The sequence below is a fragment of the Rhizobium sp. AG207R genome (assembly GCF_027109195.1).
GTDB lineage: Bacteria > Pseudomonadota > Alphaproteobacteria > Rhizobiales > Rhizobiaceae > Rhizobium > Rhizobium dioscoreae.
Genome location: NZ_JAEPVT010000001.1, coordinates 403,294 through 421,002, shown reverse-complemented (window position 1 = coordinate 421,002; position 17,709 = coordinate 403,294). Strand labels below are relative to the sequence as shown.

Below are 17,709 nucleotides of genomic sequence, written 5' to 3'. Positions count from 1 at the left end.
TCCTTCGTCATCACCAACAGGCGCCACCATCGGCGAAACCGCGTTTCATCCCCGCGCAGTTAAAGACGCTCTTGCAAAAGCGCGCCGTGTTGATTAAACGATTAATCAAGGAAACCGGAGCGCGCTCTTGGAGAGTCAGACACGCCCTACCTCGATTCGGGAAATCGCAACCAAGCTGGGTGTCTCCACGGCAACGGTCTCGAATGCCCTGCGCGGTACGGGCCGGGTGTCATCAGCCCTTGCGGAGCAGATTCGCCTGGAAGCGGACAGGCTCGGCTATGTGCCTGACCATGCGGCCCGCGCTCTGCGCACCGGCAAGAGCAATACGGTCGGCCTGCTGGTTCCGAATATCGGCCAACCCTTGTTTCCCGCTTTTGCCCAGGCCATCGAGCGAGCCGCCAAGCGGCGCGGTCTTGCCGTTCTCATCGGCGATAGTCAGGGCGACCCGCAGCAGCAGGAATTCGAAATCAGGACCATGATCGCCCGCGGCGTCGATGCACTGATCGTGATACCGACGCGCGGCACGACCATTGCGCCCACGGATGTCCCGGTGCCGGTCGCCGTCATCGACAGCGCCGCCACGGTTGGCAACATCGCTGCCAGCGATCATCGTCAAGGCGGGCGCCTGATCGCACGCCACTTGGTCGATCTCGGTCATGACAGCATCCTTATCCTCGCCGGCCCGGAAAATTCGCTGGTGGCGCGCGAGCGCGTCGAAGGAATGCGCGAAGTCTTCCGCCAGGCCGGCGTCGAACCCGCATTGCGACACAGCGATGCGACGTTCGAGGCCGGCAGCGCTCTCGGCCGCGAGCTCGATCTGCGGCATTTTACGGCCTGTGCCGCCGCCTATGATGCGCTCGCCGTCGGCTTTGCCATAACCGTCAAGGACAGGGGCTTCAGCATTCCGGAAGACATATCGCTCACCGGCTTTGATGATCTGATGTGGGCTCAAATCGTCTCTCCACCACTCACGACCGTCCGGCAGGATCTGGAAGCCGTGGCAAACCATGCCCTCGCCTTCGTCGCCGGAGAAATCGACATCAGCGGAATATTCCCGACGGAACTCGTCTTGCGGCAATCCACCGCGCGCCCGTCCGCCTTTGCCAAGGGAGGCAGACATGCCGAATGAACCCCACGACCTCCATTCATCCGAGCTGCGCGACCGCGCCGTCCGGGCGGCATTGGGCCTTGAGCCGTTCGATGTGCTGATTGCCGGCGGAACGCTCGTCGATGTCGCGACCTCGGAAATGAGGCCGGCCGATATCGGCCTTGTCGGCCCCTTGATCGCAAGCGTCCATGCCTTGGGGACAAGGAACGACGCCAAGCAGACCATCGACGCTTTAGGACGCTTCATCGCGCCCGGATTTATCGACACGCATATGCACGTCGAAAGCTCGATGGTGACGCCAAGGCGATACGCCGAAACGGTCGTTCCCCAGGGCACGACGACGGTCTGCTGGGACCCGCATGAAATCGGCAACGTCGCTGGCCTCGACGGTATTCGGTGGGCGCTCGAAGAAACACGGCAATTGCCGCTGCGCTTCCTGACCCTGGCGCCATCCTGCGTCCCCTCGGCACCCGGCCTTGAGCTTGCCGGTGCGGAATTCCGCTCAGGCGAAATGACAACCATGCTCAGCTGGCCGGAGATTTCCGGTGTCGCCGAAGTGATGAACATGCGAGGGGTCCTTGAGCGCAGCGAGCCGATGCGCGGCATCCTTGAGGCCGGACTTGCGAGCGGCAAGCGCGTCTGCGGCCATGCCCGCGGACTGGAAGGTGCGGAATTGCAGGCCTTTGCCTCCGCGGGGATTCAATCCGATCACGAGCTCACCTCGGCCGAGGACTTGCTGGCGAAATTGCGGGCGGGCCTTACCATCGAGTTGCGCGGCTCCCATGACTATGTTCTGCCCGGCGTCGTCGACGTGCTGAAAAAACTGCCGCATCTGCCGCAAACGCTGACGATCTGCACCGATGACGTCTTCCCCGACGACCTCGTGAATGAGGGAGCAATGTCATCCGTTCTCAGACGCCTGATCGGCTATGGAATGAAGCCGATCGATGCCATCCGCGCCGCCACGCTCAACGCCGCCATGTGGCTGAACCGCCATGATCTGGGACTGGTGGCACCCGGCCGCCGCGCCGACATCGTCATCCTCTCCGATCTCGAAAAGATCGCGGTCGACCGCGTCTTCGCATCTGGACGTGAGGTCGCAAGAAGCGGCAGCCTCGTTGGAACCAGCGAGTGCACGCCCTCGGATGCCTATCGCAACACCGTAAGGCTTGAGAAGCTTTCCGCCACCGATTTCAAGATCGAGCTGCCGGGCATGACTGAAGCTCGCGTCAACACGATTGTCAGCCCACGATTCACGAAATGGGGAGAGGCAATCGTCAAAGTCGAAAATGACAAGCTCGTTCTGCCTGACAATATGCTGCTGATGGCTGTTATTCACCGCCACGGAAGAAAAGAGCCGACACCCGTCATCGGCATCCTGGAAGACTGGGGTCACTGGAGCGGCGCGCTTGCGACGACGATATCGCATGACAGCCATAACCTCACCGTCTTCGGCCGCGACCCCGCGGATATGGCTGCGGCGGCCAATGCCGTCATCGGCGCCGGCGGCGGCATGGCGACGGCGGCCGATGGCGAGGTGACGGCGGTGCTTCCCCTGCCCGTCTGCGGCTTGCTGTCGGATGCGCCCGCAAAGGAGGTGGCCGACGATTTCGCTAGGTTGCGCGCCGCGGCCGATGCAATCGCCGACTGGATGCCACCCATTCGCACCTTCAAGGCGGTCGTCGGAGCAAGCCTTGCCTGTAACCCCGGCCCGCACGTCACCGATCTCGGGCTGACCGACGGAACCACCCAGGACATCAGACCGCTTCTGGCTTCAAGCCAAAATTGAGGTCACCAGCCAAACGGCGGCATTTGCCGACTTAGGAGATATAGACAATGACCTCAACTACGAATGTCGGGCAGCCGGGTGATACGTCAGAGCCGCGGTGGAAAACCTTTTTTCGCATGGGCGAGCGTAAGGCCAATACGAAGACGGAAATCATTGCCGGGATGACGTCCTTCCTGGCAGCGGCCTATCTCCTCGTCGTGATCCCTTCCCTGCTTTCCGCCGGTGGCATCGACCGCGCCGCCGCAACGACGGCAACCATCCTCGTCATCATCGGCGCGACCCTGTTCATGGCGCTTTATGCCAATATGCCCTTCGTGGTGGGACCTGGCATTGGCGGCTCGGTTCTGGTGGGGCCGACGATGGCAGCCGTGGAGCATATTCCCTGGCAGACTGGCCTTGCCATCTCCTTCTGGTCGAGCGTCGTCTTCGTTCTGCTGACCGTCCTCGGTGTACGCCAGGTCATTGCCCGCATGGTTCCAGCCCAGATCAAGCTCGGACTGGGTGCGGCGATCGGATTGTTCATCGCGCTTCTCGGCTTCAAGAATGCAGGTCTCGTCGATGTCAACGCCAAGAGCCACGCGCTCATGCTCGGTTCGTTCAACTCGGGACAGGCGATCATTGCCGTCTTCGGCATCTTCCTCGCCGTCTTCCTGCGCGGGCGCAAAGTGCCGGGGCCGATCCTCTGGGCGATCCTGGGCAGCACTCTGCTCGGCATTCCGCTCGGCGTGACCAAGGTGCCCGCCGCATTCTTCGGAGTGCCGCACGGCATCTCTGAGATCGGCCTTCAGCTCGATTTCCTTGGTGCGCTGAAGATAGACTATTTCCCCTATCTCTTCGCCTTCTTCGCATCCGAATTCTTCTCGACCCTGGGCACGACGCTCGCCGTTGGCGCCAAGGCCGGCCTGGTCGATGAGAAAGGCAACATGGCGGACCTGGGCAAGCCGTTCCTCGTCGATTCGATTGCCGCTACGATCAGTCCGCTGCTCGGCATTCCCTCCGCCACGGCGCTGGTCGAGAGCGCGACAGGCGCGGAAGCCGGCGGACGCACCGGTTTTGCTTCACTTGCGACCGCAGCCCTTTTCGCGCTCACTTTGCTTTTTACGCCGATCGCGCTGATGATCCCGGCGGCCGCCACGGCACCCGCCCTGATCCTCGTCGGCATGTCGATGTTCAGCGCGCTGAAGCGTGTCGACCTGGAGAATTTCTCCGACGGTCTCTCCGCCCTGATGATGGTCCTTCTGACCCTTGTCTCCAACAGCTTTGGAACCGGCATCGCCGGAGGACTGCTGTTCTACGTCATCGTCAAGGTCTTATCGGGAGAAGCAAGGCAGGTGTCTATCGGCATGTATCTTCTCGCCATCCCGCTTGCCTATTATTTCTGGACCGTGGCCGCTCACTGAGCGGCCACAAATCCATAAGTTGTGCACCCGCGATCCGGCATGAAACGGCGGGCCGGCGACGTGACCGGCGGTGGCCATCAATACGGTTTGGGACGTCCTCTATTCTGTCACATCCATGTCATGAAATGCGCCGACACCTCATCCCAGATCAAGAGCGGGTATCGACATGGATTATTTCAGACGTTTCAACTTTCTGTTCGCAACGCCAACCTTCGACAATGAGGACCTGGAAGGCGCCCGCTATAATCAGATCGTCGAGGAGATCGAACGCTCAGGTTTCGAGGTGGTGCGCGCGCGCAATCTCGAAGATGCCGAGATCGCCGTGCAAACCGACGCGGCCATCGGCTGCATGCTGGTGGACTGGGGCAAGAAGGGCCTCGAAGGCAAGACGGCCGCCCTCATCAACCTCATGCGCCGGCGCGGCCTGGAATTCCCGATCATCCTCCTGATCCGCCGCAAGCGCTTCGAGGATGTGCCGGTCGAAGTCCTCGATTTCATCGACGGCTACGTCTTCCTCTCCGAGGAAACGCCCGCGTTCATCGCGAAAAGCCTCATCAGCCGGCTGAAGCAATATGCCGAGACGCTGAAGACGCCGTTCTTCGGCGCGCTGGTCGATTATGCCGAGGAGGGCAACCATCTCTGGACTTGTCCCGGGCACAATGGCGGCATCTTCTACAGCCGCAGCCCCATCGGCCGGGTCTTCATGGAGCATCTCGGCGAAGCGGTGTTCCGCGACGACCTCGACAACTCGGTTCTCGATCTCGGCGACCTTCTGACCCACGAGGGACCGGCTCTCGCCGCACAGAAGGAAGCGGCCAAGATCTTCGGCGCCGAGAAGACCTATTTCGTGCTGAACGGCACCTCCACGTCCAACAAAGTCGCGCTCTCGGCCCTCGTCACCGACGGCGATCTCGTGCTGTTCGATCGCAACAATCACAAGGCCGCCCATCACGGCGCGCTAATGATCTCGGGCGGCATTCCGATCTACCTGCCGACCAGACGCAATCTCTATGGCCTGATCGGTCCGATGGATTTCGCCACTATGGACGAGGACGCGCTGCGCGAGCGCATTCGCACCCATCCGCTGGTAAAAGATCCGGAAGCCTACAAGAAGCCGCGTCCGTTCCGCGTCGCGGTCGTGGAGCAATGCACCTATGACGGCACCATCCACAATGCCGAGATGATCCTAAAGCGCATCGGACATCTGTGCGACTACATCCTTTTCGACGAGGCATGGGCGGGCTTCATGAAGTTTCACCCGCTTTATGCCGGGCGCTTTGCCATGGGCCTTTCGGACCTCGGCCCCGATGCACCCGGGATCATCGCCACGCAGTCGACCCACAAGCAACTCGCAAGCTTTTCGCAGGCCTCGCAGATCCACATGAAGGACAGGCACATCACCGGCCAGAAACGCCGCGTGGAACACCGTCGCTTCAACGAAAGCTTCATGCAGCACGCCTCGACCTCGCCCTTCTATCCGTTGTTTGCCTCGCTCGACGTCGGCGCGCAGATGATGAAGGGCCGTTCGGGCGAAGTGCTTTGGGACGACACGATCCGCCTCGGCATCGAACTGCGCAAGAAAATCCGCGCCGTACGGCGCGAATTCGAGGAGAAGGAACATCGTCCCGAACGCCGCTGGTTCTTCGAGCCCTTCGTGCCGGATCGGGTCGCGATTCCTGATGTGGCAAGCCCCGGCGCTGTGCACGATGTGCCTTGGGAGAGCGTCGCGACCGATCAGCTCGCCACCAATCCCGCCTTCTGGCACCTGACACCCGATGCGGCATGGCACGGCTTTTCCAGCATGGAGCCGGGTTTCGCCATGACGGATCCGAACAAGCTCACCCTGCTTACCCCCGGCTTTGATCGAGCGACTGGAAAATATACGGACCACGGCATTCCAGCGCCCATCGTTGCGCAATATCTGCGCGAAAACCGGATCGTCGCGGAAAAGAACGACCTCAATTCGCTGCTCTTCCTGCTCACACCCGGTGTCGAAGCCAGCAAGGCCGGCACCCTGATCAGCGGCCTTGTCGCCTTCAAGAAGCTTCATGACGACAACGCGCTGCTGGAAGAGGCCATTCCGGAATTCTACCGCCGCCGTCCCGGCCGCTATGCGGGCGTGCGCCTGCGGGATCTTTGCGCCGACATGCACAATTTCTTTCGCCAGGCCGATGTCAGCGCCCTGCAGACGAAGCAATTTTCCGCCGAACACCTGCCGCCGATCGCCATGTCGCCGCACGATGCTGCGCGCTGCCTGGTGCGCAACGATGTCGACTATCTGCCGATCGACGCCATTGCCGGCCGCATCGCGACGACACCCTTCGTCGTCTATCCCCCGGGGATTGCAACCATCGTGCCCGGCGAGCGCCTGACGGAACAGGCAAAGCCCATGATCGACTATCTCAAAATGTTCGAAACCTGCTTCAACACCTTCCCCGGCTTCGAGGTGGAGATCCAGGGCCTCTATCGCGAGATCGATGCATCCGGCAAAATCCGGCTCTATACCTACGTTGTCGCGGAATAGGCTTGGAAATTCAGGTTCGGACATGAAGCAGGATAAAACAATCATCGTTCGCCCATCCCGGGAGAGCGACGTCGATGCCATGCTGGCTATCTATCGCCGTCATATTCACCGCGGGGTCGAAGCCGGGGTCGATGATAGCGACACGCCGCAGCCGGACGATCTGCGCGAACGGCGCAAGAATTTGAAGGACCGCCGCTTTCCGCATGTCGTCGCGATCGAGGGTGAGAAGGTCGTCGGCTATGCCTATGTGGTGCTGTTCCGCAAGCGCCCGGCCTATCGCTATACCGTCAAGCATTCGATCTATGTGCATCACGACCATGTCGGCCAGGGTGTCGGAAGCCTGCTCATGCGCGGACTGATCGACGCCTGCGCGGCGGCCGGCTTCCGACAGATGATCGGCTATATCGACGCGGACAACGTCGCTTCGCTCGCCCTGCACGAACGCTTCGGCTTCGTTCGCGTCGGCCTGCTGCCGGCTGTTGCCTATCGCTACGGCCGCTGGGCCGATACCGTGATGGTCCAGCGCTCGCTCGGTCCCGGCTCAACCACGCAGCCGCCTCCGCCGCCGCTCTCCACCCGCTGAAGCAGAAGGACCTGTTGTCGGTCGTAACACAACTCCGTGCTTAGACTGGATGCCGCATCGGGGCCGGCAGGAAGCCCAAAACAAAATCTATGACCTTCGACGAGGACATTTCGCAGGGCTTGAGGGTGAGGCTTGCTGCGGAGAGCATATAGAGATTGAAACTGACGACATCGGTCCCGCCAAGCTCCTCGCCATAGAGCCAGATCCGTTTGCCGTCGGCCGATCGCTTGACCGTCACACCCCAGGGGCGACCTTGAAAATGCCCCTCCGAATAGCCGTCAGGCAGCTTCGCAAGCGCATGTTCGAAGCCCGACAATTCGGCGGGCAGCAGCTGCGGCGCGCCGTCGATCATGGAGCCAGGCATTCGTCACATATGCCGCAGCCGTCTTCGTCCATCTTCCTCGCCGACCGCAGCCTGCGGCAGCACAGACACGCAGTGCCATCGGCTCGGGATTCCTCGTCACGCTCGGGCGGGAGGATCTCCATAAGCAAGTCGGAAAGTGCATCGGTAGCGATTTGGCCCATCTCAAGGCTCCGTATTGGGGGACGGACAAGAGATAAGAAGCCTTGCGCGCATCTCAAGGTACCGTTTGCGGCATGGCTGGCCTGCGGCAATTTCCTCGCCTCTCCCTAGCAAGACAACCGAGCCGGTTTGATATCGTCATCGAGGATGATATGTTCCGCATTTGTTTCAGCTTCCGCAATAACGGACCGCGCTGAACCTACTGTGTAATGACCGAGACCGCCATGAACGACACCAGCTCGACCACTGTCCGGAAGATCATCCATGTCGATATGGATGCATTCTATGCATCGGTCGAGCAGCGGGACAATCCGGAGCTGCGCGGCAAGCCGCTTGCGGTCGGCGGGTCGGCTGCACGCGGCGTCGTGGCGGCCGCAAGCTACGAGGCCCGTGCCTTCGGCGTTCACTCGGCGATGCCTTCGGTTACCGCAAAACGCAAATGTCCGGACCTGATTTTCGTGCCGCCGCGCTTTGACGTCTACAGGGCGGTGTCGCAGCAGATCCGCGAGATCTTTGCCGAATATACTTCGATGATCGAGCCGCTGTCGCTCGACGAGGCCTATCTCGACGTCACCCAGAACCACAAGGGGATGGAAATCGCCACCGAGATCGCGCTGGAGATCCGGAGCAAGATCAAGCAGGTCACCGGCCTCAATGCTTCGGCCGGCATTTCCTACAACAAATTCCTCGCCAAAATGGCAAGCGACCTCAACAAGCCGAACGGCCAGGCGGTCATTACGCCAAGGAATGGCCCGGCCTTCGTCGAAACGCTTCCCGTCAAGAAATTCCATGGCGTCGGGCCGGCGACAGCCGAGCGGATGCACAAATATGGGATCGAAACCGGACTAGATCTGAAATCGAAATCGCTCGCCTTCCTGCAGGAGCATTTTGGAAAGGCAGGCCCTTATTTCTACGGTATCGCCCGCGGCATCGACGAGCGCCAGGTAAAGCCGGACCGGGTTCGCAAATCCATAGGCGCAGAAGACACATTCGTTGAGGATATCGACGATCTAGAGCTGGCGACGGCGGAACTGCGGCCGCTTGCGCAGAAGGTTTGGCGCTACTGCGAAACAGGCGGTTTCAGCGCCAAGACGGTGACCGTGAAGATCAAATATTCGGACTTTACCCAGGCGACACGCAGTCGGACAAGCTCCCTGCCGGTCGCCGGTGTCGGCGCGGTCCTGGATACCGCGTCGGCGCTTCTGGCAACCGTCCACCCGTTCACGCGGCCAATCCGGCTGCTGGGCATCACGCTTTCGTCTTTGACGAACGAAGAAGCCGGCGATGGGAGCTTACAGCCCCAGCTCGATCTCGGCATCTGAGGGATGCTGATCCTCAGCGGTCACAATGGCTGTCTAATCTTTCCGCCGAAAGCAGCAGAAACGGACAACCGCGGCCATCAAAGCGAAAATCATCAAGGCCAGAGCCGCTCCTTCAGCCAGCCCGCCTTTTCACGTCGATATCGCAAGCGATGGTGACGGCGCTCTGAATCGCCCTGCCAGAATTCGACCTCATGCGGCATGACGATGAAAAGCGCCCAATTTGCAGAAACAAGATCGGGCTCGTCCCGCAACCGCCGATGCTGCAGTGCCAATGCGTCATCGAGCTCCTGCGACGAACCCAGAACCTCGCTCTGCCGCTCGGTCAGGGCAATCGCCTTGGCGCCCGGCGCGCGTGCACGGAAATCGGCACAGCGCTCATGCGCCTCGGCCTGAAACGCAATTCCGCGCAATCGCACCTGCCGTCCGAGCTGCGGCCAATAGAAGGTGAGTGACACAGAGGGATTGGCGGCAATCTGTCGGCCCTTCGGCCCCCTGCCTGATGTTGCGAAGTGCCAGCCACGCTGGTCGAGGTTCTTCAGGATGAGAACACGAGCATCCGGTGCGCCATCCTCGTCGATCGTGGAAAGCACCATGGCATGCGGCTCCTTGATATCAGCCTCGATGGCATCGCGCAGCCAGTCGGAAAACAGGTCTCGCGGATTGTCGGGTGTCAAATCCGCCTCGAACGATGGAAACGGCCCGGGCAGGGACTTGAGTACGCGCAATTCGTCTCTCACGGCACTCTCCTTATGGTTTTGCGATAATGAGACGCAGCGAGCCTTCGAAGAATGGCTGCGTGCGGAGGGCGCCATAACGGCGATCCCAGGATCCGTCGGTGAGATCACGGCCGAGCTCGGCGACAAAACGCTCGCCAACGGAGGCATCGACAAAGCTCCATGCCGAATTGGCAAGCCGCGCGCCGGGATCAAGCATTCGTTCCGGCCTGCCATAATAGGCTTCGCCGAAGCCATCGACGCAGTTCAACGGGATCGGCACCGCCTTGATCTCCACATTGCCGCCGAGTGCGGTCGCGATCCTGCCTATCTCCGGATAACGTCGTGCCTCGACCGCAATCATTTCAGGCGCATAGGTGTGTAGCCACGACCGTTCCAGCAGATGCGGATCGCAGCTCAACACCAGGACAGGGCCCCGGGTAACGCGCCGCATCTCGGCAAGCCCTCGGTCGAGATCAGACCATTGATGCACCGTGAAGGTCGCCATTGCCGCATCGAAACTCCGGTCGGCAAAAGGAAGATGTTCCGCCGTTCCGTCAATCGCGACCGGGAGATGCGCCGGTCGTTGGGCGCGCATGGACGCAGACGGCTCGACGGCCGTCACCTGTCGGTCGACCGGCTCATAGGAGCCTGCGCCGGCACCGACATTCAACACGGTTTTCGCATCGCCGAGAGCGGCGCGGATGAATTCGGCTATATGGGGGTCCGGCTGACGATAATTGGTATAGCCCGATCCGATCACGCCGTAATTCGCATCGCCCGCACTGCCGTCCTGATATCTGCCTTGCACTTCATATCTCCGTTGCTTCGTCGGACAAGGCTTCGCCGGACGTGAAAATGCCATTGCATCGTCGCGTCATTGTTCGATGAATACGCTGTCCATTTCTCTCGGCATCAAAAAACATGTTATTTTCACGGAAGAAAAACGATATGTTCGAACAGTCAATGTTCGGAAAATGCACATGACTAGACGATTGCCCTCCCTGAATGCGCTGCGCGCCTTCGAAGCGGCCGGCCGGCTCGGACGCATGACGCTTGCGGCAGACGAGCTCAATGTGACGCACAGCGCCGTCAGCAGGCAGATTCAGCATCTGGAGGAGGTACTTGGCGTTCCCTTGTTCGAAGGACCGAAAAACCGGCTGAGATTGACTGAAGGCGGGATGACCCTGTTGACCGGGCTGACGGGCGCATTCGACCAGATGGATCTGTCGGTGCGAGCCGTAGCCGATACGGAAGACGGTCAGCTCGACGTCTCCTGCCCCGGCACTTTTACGATGCGCTGGCTCATTCCCCGCCTCTATCGGTTTCAGGCGAAATACCCCAACATAGAAGTGCGCCTGTCGGCCTCTTCAAAGCCCGTCGATTTCAGCCGCGACGGCTTCGATGTGGCAATCCGCGTCGGAAGCGCGCCATGGCCTTCCGGCGCCGATGTGATTTTCCTGTTTCCGGAGCAAACCGGCGCGGTGCTCGCGCCATCGCTCTTTGCCGCGTCAACGCCAGAGTTCGATGGCCTGCCCCAGCTTCATACGCGCACAAGGCTGCGCGCATGGGGCGACTGGCTTGCCCGATCGGAGAGATCGGTCGCCACGGGACCGCGCGTCGAATACGAGCATTTCTACTTCATGCTGGAGGCTGCGAGCGCCGGCCTCGGTGTCTGCGTCGCCCCCTGGCCCTATGTCAGTGACGACATCCGTTTCGGCCGGCTGATGGCGCCATATGGCTTTCTGGAAAGCGGCCACGAATATGTAGCACTGCGCCGCGCCCGTCGGAACCGAAAATCCGTTCTCTTCTGCGAATGGCTGCAGAATGAGGCGGAGGTCTACACGCGCTCCAGCACGCCGCCGACTGGCTGATGCTTGAAAAGACCTTGGCCACCATCTGCCTTGGAGACTAATCGACCGGAGAAAACCCGGCCTTGTTGAGAATCTCCTGCCCGGTCTCCGATAGCAGGAAGTCCTGCAGAGACCTTGTTTCATCATCAGCGCCCTTACGAATTGCCATGCCGTATTCGATAAGCGGCTGAAACTCGTCGGGTATGTCGATGACGCTGAAAGCCGGATCCCCTGCCAGAAGACGCGCGTTCGAAGAATAGCTCATCATCAGATCGACGACGCCATCGGCAATCAGATAGCCGCCGCGCTTGCCCGATAATTAGTTGCGCGGAACGGCTCCCTATCTCCTCGTTGGAGATGCGTCGCACCTTGCGCCGCTCGGAAAGCAATCCGCCACCGAGGCCGAAAGGCCGATCCGTTCGAGAAGATCGCCGCCGCGATCCTTTGCCTGCGAAGCGCTTGCTAGCCCGTGGGCAATAATCGATTCGGCGATGCCTGACCGATACGCAGGCGTGGATTGAGGCTTTCGGACGAGTCCTGGAAGATCAGGCCGGTCCGATTGCCGCGGATCGCCTGCGTATCGGCAGGCAGCGGGGCGAGCAGATCCTACCCCTTTCGGAATCGGATGCGGAATCCGTGCTTTAGGCGCGAAGCGCACGCTGTTTAAGCTCGCTATACAAATGAAATCGCGCTCTGCGGCGGCACGTCGAAATTTTAGCGAGATGTCCGTTGAGGCCGGACTCGGGATGCAAACATTACCGGTAATCCTCAAGTCGAAGCTGTTCGGCCTTCCCTATCCCCATCATCTCGGCCGGCTTCCTTCGATTCGTTTTCATCACATCGCGGTTGAAATCATTAACCGCCCAGCAAACACCGATGGTTTGGAGATGCGCGGTGTTTTCTATTCCAATTTTTATGAGAAAGGTCAGCCGCCCGGCCAGCGCGTTACGGCAATGCTCGCTGTTATCGAACCAGGGCTGACTGGTGACGTTGTCCAGCACCTTTTGGAGTGTGGCGACTTGCTTCGGCGATAGGCTGCCTCCTATAAGGTGGCGAAAGCGTTCCATCATGCCTCCTTCGAGGACCACTGCTACTGCGACACCACAGATGGACTCGCTCTTGCAAGTGAAACTACTCTGATACTATGCAGTCCGTTACTTCAGCTCCGCGCGACGGGCGATCCTTGACGGCAAGCCGCCAGCCAAACCGGCCATTGCTTATGTCTGCTGCCGGCACGTTAGGCAGGCTGCCGTTTAAAGCCTACGTCCATTTTTGACAGTGTCGGGACGCGCAATGCCCAACGAACGGGCGGAAACTGCCGCCAGTTCATTCGTGGTGATCGATCCCATGGGGTTCTGCCGGCTTTACCGCTCAGCAAGTCCGCCTGCGCTTCATCATCGCGTTCAGCTTCTCCGCCCCGGCTTCGTCGACGGGTGTATAGACGATCATGCGGTCGTCATTGCTGGGGCTTGCCCACCAATTGTTGGATTGCAGCGCCAGAATAGTGCCATCCGCCAGCCGGAAACGCTTGACGGTATTCTCGATGCCTTTGAGCTGATAGCGATCCCACACCATGCGAAATTGGTCCGAAGCGCTCATATAGCGTTCCAATTGCCGCTCCCAGCTCGGATCGTCGAGATGCTCCGCCATGGAGGCACGAAACAGCGCTGCCATGTTAGCCAGCATCTCGTCAGGATCGGCCTGGCTCGCGCGCCAGGCAGGATTGACGAGGGACAGATAGATGCAGTTCCGGTCCTCGGGCGGGACGGCATCGAGATCGACGCCGACGAGGCGGCGATAGGCCTCGTTGAAGCCACGTATATTGTAGCGTTTCGTCTGGATAAGAGCCGGATAGGGACAGAGATGATCGAGAATGCGCTGGCTTGCCTCGGTGAGCGGCTCGCAAACGCGCGGATTTTCGAGGCGAGGCGGGACCGGCAGATTAGCCAGTCTGAAAAGATGCTCCGTCTCCACTTCGTTGAATTCCAAAGCATGCGCGACGGAGAGAAGCACGCGCGGCGACACGCGGATCGGGCGGCCCTGCTCCAGCTTGGTGTACCAGGTGATGCCGATATCGGCACGTGACGCCACTTCTTCCCGCCGCAATCCGGGTGTACGAATCCGCCCTGCCCGACCGAGTCCCAATCTTTGCGGGTCAAGGGATTCCCGCCGTCTTCGCAACATCTCGCCGAGTTCCTGTGCCCGCGAAAGCATTGGATTGGGGACGATATCGAGTGTGCCGTGCATTTCCATTCTCCAGCCTGACACTTCTTATACCAGTCTAATCAGGTATCTTGTACCAGTTTAACATAGGTGTAGAACGCTGTGGACTCAGTTTTGGAAATGCTTTGAGGTCCCCAATGTCATCCGCACCAATCCGGCTTGGCCAGTTCGGCCTGCTGATCCTGCTGGCCGGGCAATTGCTGCTGCAGCTCGATTTTTCCATCATCAATGTCGGCCTCGCCGCCATCTCCGCCTCCCTGCAGGCCGGCGAGACCGAACTTGAACTTTTCGTCGCCGCCTATGGCGTCGCCTTTGCCGTCTGCCTCGCCATGGGTGCGCGCCTCGGCGACAATTTCGGCCGCAGACGCATGTTCGGCCTGGCCGTCCTATTGTTCTGCCTCGCCTCCCTGTTATGCGGTGTGGCGACATCAGTCACCTTCCTCATCGTTGCGCGCGCACTGCAGGGAATTGCGGCCGCACTCATGGTCCCGCAGGTATTGGCGACCATCCATGTCAGCCTGACGGGACGCGATCACGCCCGCGCCGTCTCGCTCTATAGCGCGATCGGCGGCATCGCTTTCATCATCGGTCAGGTTCTCGGTGGCTTCCTGATCTCGGCGGATATTGCCGGCTCCGGCTGGCGCAGCATCTTTCTCATCAATCTGCCTGTTTGCATCCTGATCTTGCTCTGCGTGTGGCGCCATGTTCCAGAAACGCGTGGGCAAGGCAGGGTTCCGGTCGACTGGTCAGGCATGATCACGTTGGCGCTGCTGACGCTCTCGGTCCTGCTGCCGACCGCGCTCGGTCCGTCGCTCCACTGGAATTGGCTTTGCCTGCTCGGCTTCGTGCCGATCCTGCCACTGGTGGCACTTCTTTGGCGCATCGAGCGCGGCAAGGAGGCGCGCGGCGCCTTCCCGATCCTGCCGCCGTCGCTCACGCGCATCTCCAGCATGCGCTTCGGAGGGCTGATCGCCATACTCTTCTTCACGTGCTGGAGCGGCTTCATGTTCGTCTTCGCCCTTACCTTGCAGGCGGGCGCCGGGCTGACGCCGCTGCAGTCAGGCAATGCCTTGATCGCGCTCGGCGGCTCCTATTTCGTCTCGGCCGCTTTCGTCACACCTCGCCTAGCGAATATACGCCGGGAACTCATGTTGGCGATGGGCTGCGTGATTCAGATGAGCGGGCTTACGCTCCTCATCGTGACGCTCGAAACGGTCTGGCCGCGGCCGGGAGTCATCAACCTTATCCCATCCACGATCTTGATCGGCTTCGGTCAGGCACTGATCGTCAACACCTTCTATCGGCTGGGGCTGGCGGACGTGCCGCATGAACATGCCGGCGCCGGCAGCGCGATGCTCGCAACCATGCAGCAGGTGTCGTTGGGTCTTGGGCCTGCGATCCTCGGGGCCGTATTTGCCCAGGTGCTGCAATATTCCAGTGCCTATCTCTCCGCTGGAGTCACGGCGATCGCCGTCGAGCTGGGGCTGATGGCGATCCTGCTGGCGGCCACGCTTCTGCGGCTGGCACGGCAGCGCAGCCGACCTGAAGAAGCCGAGATCGACGCCCTCATCGTCGCGCCCGAATGATCGGAAGGTCCGGATCAGTCGATCCCATAGCAAAGTCCGGCCTGTGACCAGGCCGGACTTTCGAGCATGAATCTCGTCTTCGACCAGATGCCGTTATGCCGGCAGCTGGAAGAACCAATTGGCGATCAGCACGATGGCAAGACCGCCGGCAAGCGCCAGATAGGGTAGAATACCCGCCTTCCTGACACCCAGATCCTGGCCGACCAGACCAAGATCATCCATGGCGCCGACCGGGAACTTGCCGCCATCGCGAACATAATGCCTGTAGGCAAAGACCGGCAGGATGAGAGCCGCGAAGGCAAAGCCGATCCAGAGCGCATTGGCATAACCCCAAACCTTGGCGCCGGCGCCAAGGAAGAGCGCATTGACGAAGGCGAGGACGGTATTGAGGCCGATAAGCCAGGACGGCGCCTTCCACGGACGCTCGACATGGCCGGAGTCCATGCGGTGGATCCAGCCCGAATTGAGGTTGAGGAAATTGAAGATGATATATCCGACGTTGGAGACGGCGAGCACGAAGAAATAACCGCTCGTGTCCGACGCGATGGCGAGAAGAAAGAGATTGAAGGCAAAGTCCGTCCACATCGCTCTCGTCGGCGCGCCGTTCTCGTTCACATGGTCGAGATATTTCGGCAGCCAGCCGTCCTTCGAGCCCTGATAGAGGGTGCGCGAGGAGCCGGCCATCGCCGTCATGATCGCCAGGAACAGTGCCAAGATCATCAGGATGACGAGCAATTGCGTTACGATCCGGCCAGCGCCGATCAGGCCCCCGAGCGCTTCAGCAACGCCGGTGCCATCAACGATGCCAGGTGCCAGCATCCCGGCATGCCCGAGCACGCCCTGGAAGGCGAAGGGCACTAGGAAGAAGAAGATGCAGCAGGCAAGGCCCGAGTAGAAGATCGCCTTGAACGTATCCGTCTTCGGGTTCTTCAGTTCGCGCGTGTAGCACACCGCCGTTTCGAAGCCATAGGTCGACCAGGCGGCGATATAGAGGCCGCCGAGGAAAAGCGTCCAGCCGCCATTGCTCCAGGTACCGTCGGTCGCGGCATAGGCAGCCGTCGGCGGCAGCAGGCCGGTCACATTGGCGGAGAGGATCTGGCCGCTGACGATCGGATAGACACCGATGATGAGCAGCGGCACCAGCACGATGATCGCCAGCCACTTCTGCACGCTCGCCGTCTCGGAAATGCCGCGATGCTGGATCGCGAAAATGATCAGCATCAGGATGCCGCCGATGAAGAAGGTGGCATTGATATTGGCGGTTGCGAGGAAGGGAATGTTGAAGCTGACGAGAGACCAGTTGCGGATGGCCGGCGTAAAAGCTGCAACGCCATCGGCGCTGAGCAGCGCTTTTACCGCATCGTCAGGAGATGTACCGGCATGGGCCGCGATGTATTCGGCGACACGCGGGCTGTCGGCGGTGATCGATGTCGCATGGGCGCTGATCCAGCTCAGCACAGCCTGCGAATCCGCCGCCGGAATGGGGAAGAAGGCATTGAGGATATAACCAGCCGCGATGGCGCAGCCGAGGGACAGCACCGGCGACCAGGCAAACCAGTTGCACCAGACCGAGAGCGGCGCGATGAATTTCGAATAGCGCAGCCAGGCGGTCGCACCATAGACCGAGGCGCCTCCGGACTTGTTGCCGAACATGCCGGCAATCTCGGCATAGGTGAAGGATTGCAGGAAACCCATGATCATCGAGATGATCCACACGACGAAGGCAAGTTTGCCCGTGGTGCCGGCGATGCCGCCGATGGAGAAGAGAACAAGTGGCGGCACGCCCGCAGCCACCCAGAACGCGCCCTTCCAGTCCAGCGCGCGTATAAGCTTACCTTCGGTGCCGGCGGGAGCGCCGGCGTCCACGATGTCAGTCATTGGTGATATTCCCCATTTTGTTCCGGACGTATCTCTCGTACGTCTCCCTGAACGTGCCTCCCATGGCATTGCGGGGCTTGCTGGAGGTTTTCATGAGCCGAGTCTGCGCGCGGTTTCCAGATACATGCCCTTTATGCATAGTGAAGATATTTTCTTTTTAGTCAATATCCCTTTACTTTCGGATGGCATTTTGTCAGCATGATTACC

General features: G+C 60.5%; 16 protein-coding genes. 9 read left to right on the top strand and 7 right to left on the bottom strand.

Going from position 1 to position 17,709, the window contains the following annotated elements; all coding sequences use genetic code 11:
• Positions 1-127: 127 nt before the first annotated feature.
• From JJQ51_RS01770 to JJQ51_RS01750, 5 genes are all read left to right on the top strand, one after another.
• Positions 128-1,129, top strand: a complete 1,002-nt coding sequence (locus JJQ51_RS01770; protein WP_113396470.1) for a LacI family DNA-binding transcriptional regulator — start codon at positions 128-130, stop codon at positions 1,127-1,129.
• Positions 1,119-2,897, top strand: coding sequence for an adenine deaminase (locus JJQ51_RS01765; RefSeq protein WP_269244200.1), 1,779 nt, complete (start codon positions 1,119-1,121; stop codon positions 2,895-2,897). The genes JJQ51_RS01770 and JJQ51_RS01765 overlap by 11 nt, the downstream gene beginning before the upstream one ends.
• Before the next feature lie 47 nt (positions 2,898-2,944).
• Positions 2,945-4,297: an NCS2 family permease gene (locus tag JJQ51_RS01760; RefSeq protein WP_269244199.1), complete on the top strand. Its 1,353-nt coding sequence runs from the start codon at positions 2,945-2,947 to the stop codon at positions 4,295-4,297.
• Positions 4,298-4,463: 166 nt separating this feature from the next.
• Positions 4,464-6,821 (top strand): Orn/Lys/Arg decarboxylase N-terminal domain-containing protein, encoded by a 2,358-nt coding sequence (locus tag JJQ51_RS01755; RefSeq protein ID WP_145323244.1) that lies wholly within the window; start codon positions 4,464-4,466, stop codon positions 6,819-6,821.
• A gap of 22 nt (positions 6,822-6,843) precedes the next feature.
• Positions 6,844-7,404, top strand: a complete 561-nt coding sequence (locus JJQ51_RS01750) for a GNAT family N-acetyltransferase (RefSeq protein WP_113332119.1) — start codon at positions 6,844-6,846, stop codon at positions 7,402-7,404.
• A 40-nt stretch (positions 7,405-7,444) separates the two neighbouring features.
• Here JJQ51_RS01750 and JJQ51_RS01745 read toward each other — a convergent pair whose 3' ends face one another.
• On the bottom strand, positions 7,445-7,768 hold the full coding sequence (locus tag JJQ51_RS01745; protein ID WP_113355724.1) for a hypothetical protein: 324 nt from the start codon (positions 7,766-7,768) through the stop codon (positions 7,445-7,447).
• A 383-nt stretch (positions 7,769-8,151) separates the two neighbouring features.
• Between JJQ51_RS01745 and dinB the strand changes: the two genes are divergently transcribed.
• Positions 8,152-9,249: a DNA polymerase IV gene (dinB, locus tag JJQ51_RS01740; protein ID WP_269244198.1), complete on the top strand. Its 1,098-nt coding sequence runs from the start codon at positions 8,152-8,154 to the stop codon at positions 9,247-9,249.
• A gap of 92 nt (positions 9,250-9,341) precedes the next feature.
• Here dinB and JJQ51_RS01735 read toward each other — a convergent pair whose 3' ends face one another.
• Positions 9,342-9,986, bottom strand: a complete 645-nt coding sequence (locus JJQ51_RS01735; RefSeq protein WP_269244197.1) for a pyridoxine/pyridoxamine 5'-phosphate oxidase — start codon at positions 9,984-9,986, stop codon at positions 9,342-9,344.
• A 10-nt stretch (positions 9,987-9,996) separates the two neighbouring features.
• The gene (locus JJQ51_RS01730; RefSeq protein ID WP_269244196.1) at positions 9,997-10,773 is read right to left on the bottom strand and encodes a class I SAM-dependent methyltransferase; all 777 of its coding nucleotides are present in this window, start codon (positions 10,771-10,773) and stop codon (positions 9,997-9,999) included.
• 172 nt (positions 10,774-10,945) lie between these two features.
• On the opposite strand from JJQ51_RS01730, the gene JJQ51_RS01725 reads away from it, so the two are divergent.
• Positions 10,946-11,836 (top strand): LysR family transcriptional regulator, encoded by an 891-nt coding sequence (locus JJQ51_RS01725; protein ID WP_145635782.1) that lies wholly within the window; start codon positions 10,946-10,948, stop codon positions 11,834-11,836.
• A 37-nt stretch (positions 11,837-11,873) separates the two neighbouring features.
• On the opposite strand, the gene JJQ51_RS01720 is transcribed toward JJQ51_RS01725, so the two are convergent.
• The 3 genes from JJQ51_RS01720 to JJQ51_RS01710 form a co-directional block, all read right to left on the bottom strand.
• Entirely contained in the window at positions 11,874-12,107 is a 234-nt protein-coding gene (locus tag JJQ51_RS01720) for a substrate-binding domain-containing protein (protein ID WP_269244355.1), read from the bottom strand.
• A 463-nt stretch (positions 12,108-12,570) separates the two neighbouring features.
• Complete coding sequence (locus JJQ51_RS01715) at positions 12,571-12,885, bottom strand: hypothetical protein (protein ID WP_269244195.1); 315 nt, start codon at positions 12,883-12,885, stop codon at positions 12,571-12,573.
• Positions 12,886-13,186: 301 nt separating this feature from the next.
• Positions 13,187-14,062: a helix-turn-helix transcriptional regulator gene (locus tag JJQ51_RS01710; RefSeq protein WP_113355715.1), complete on the bottom strand. Its 876-nt coding sequence runs from the start codon at positions 14,060-14,062 to the stop codon at positions 13,187-13,189.
• A 113-nt stretch (positions 14,063-14,175) separates the two neighbouring features.
• On the opposite strand from JJQ51_RS01710, the gene JJQ51_RS01705 reads away from it, so the two are divergent.
• On the top strand, positions 14,176-15,624 hold the full coding sequence (locus JJQ51_RS01705) for an MFS transporter (protein WP_269244194.1): 1,449 nt from the start codon (positions 14,176-14,178) through the stop codon (positions 15,622-15,624).
• Positions 15,625-15,717: 93 nt separating this feature from the next.
• Here JJQ51_RS01705 and JJQ51_RS01700 read toward each other — a convergent pair whose 3' ends face one another.
• Entirely contained in the window at positions 15,718-17,502 is a 1,785-nt protein-coding gene (locus JJQ51_RS01700; protein WP_112724330.1) for an APC family permease, read from the bottom strand.
• Here JJQ51_RS01700 and JJQ51_RS01695 point away from each other — a divergent pair.
• Positions 17,492-17,704 carry a hypothetical protein gene (locus tag JJQ51_RS01695; protein WP_152094144.1) on the top strand — a complete coding sequence of 71 codons (213 nt, stop codon included), beginning with the start codon at positions 17,492-17,494 and terminating at the stop codon, positions 17,702-17,704. The genes JJQ51_RS01700 and JJQ51_RS01695 overlap by 11 nt on opposite strands.
• Positions 17,705-17,709 lie beyond the last annotated feature (5 nt).

Excerpts from the sequence above, each read along its gene's own strand:
- JJQ51_RS01750 (WP_113332119.1), top strand. The coding sequence starts at position 6,844 with ATGAAGCAGGATAAAACAATCATCGTTCGCCCATCCCGGGAGAGCGAC.
- JJQ51_RS01760 (WP_269244199.1), top strand. The coding sequence starts at position 2,945 with ATGACCTCAACTACGAATGTCGGGCAGCCGGGTGATACGTCAGAGCCG.
- JJQ51_RS01725 (WP_145635782.1), top strand. The coding sequence starts at position 10,946 with ATGACTAGACGATTGCCCTCCCTGAATGCGCTGCGCGCCTTCGAAGCG.
- JJQ51_RS01715 (WP_269244195.1), bottom strand. The coding sequence starts at position 12,885 with ATGATGGAACGCTTTCGCCACCTTATAGGAGGCAGCCTATCGCCGAAG.
- JJQ51_RS01705 (WP_269244194.1), top strand. The coding sequence starts at position 14,176 with ATGTCATCCGCACCAATCCGGCTTGGCCAGTTCGGCCTGCTGATCCTG.
- JJQ51_RS01755 (WP_145323244.1), top strand. The coding sequence starts at position 4,464 with ATGGATTATTTCAGACGTTTCAACTTTCTGTTCGCAACGCCAACCTTC.
- JJQ51_RS01765 (WP_269244200.1), top strand. The coding sequence starts at position 1,119 with ATGCCGAATGAACCCCACGACCTCCATTCATCCGAGCTGCGCGACCGC.
- dinB (WP_269244198.1), top strand. The coding sequence starts at position 8,152 with ATGAACGACACCAGCTCGACCACTGTCCGGAAGATCATCCATGTCGAT.
- JJQ51_RS01700 (WP_112724330.1), bottom strand. The coding sequence starts at position 17,502 with ATGACTGACATCGTGGACGCCGGCGCTCCCGCCGGCACCGAAGGTAAG.
- JJQ51_RS01710 (WP_113355715.1), bottom strand. The coding sequence starts at position 14,062 with ATGCACGGCACACTCGATATCGTCCCCAATCCAATGCTTTCGCGGGCA.
- JJQ51_RS01745 (WP_113355724.1), bottom strand. The coding sequence starts at position 7,768 with ATGCCTGGCTCCATGATCGACGGCGCGCCGCAGCTGCTGCCCGCCGAA.
- JJQ51_RS01695 (WP_152094144.1), top strand. The coding sequence starts at position 17,492 with ATGTCAGTCATTGGTGATATTCCCCATTTTGTTCCGGACGTATCTCTC.